The organism is Brucella tritici (assembly GCF_008932295.1).
Taxonomy (GTDB): Bacteria; Pseudomonadota; Alphaproteobacteria; order Rhizobiales; family Rhizobiaceae; genus Brucella; species Brucella tritici.
This window is the reverse complement of sequence record NZ_WBWA01000126.1, coordinates 1-244: the sequence shown is the minus strand read 5'-3', so window position 1 is coordinate 244 and position 244 is coordinate 1. Positions and strand designations below refer to the sequence as shown.

The following is a 244-nucleotide window of genomic DNA, read 5'->3' as shown; positions in this document are numbered from 1 at the left end:
ACAGCAGAATCGAAAAGGCACGCTGGCCATGCTTCTGGTTCGTTTCGGCCCGGTCCTCCAAAACTTGCATCGCAAATGCCGTAGACGAAAGCGCAAGGCCGAAACCGATGATGATCCCTGCTTCAGGCTGCAGGCCTTTCGATGGCCATGGGCGCATTCATTGCAGGCGTTCTGCTTGCAGAATCGTCCTATCGACATGAACTGGAAGCGGACATCGAACCTTTTCGCGGTATTTTCCTTGGAT

General features: G+C 53.7%; 1 pseudogene. It reads left to right on the top strand.

The annotated features are described in order from the left end of the window. Positions 1-114 precede the first annotated feature (114 nt). Positions 115-244, top strand: a pseudogene (locus tag F9K91_RS25735) (cation:proton antiporter domain-containing protein); the annotation flags it as partial.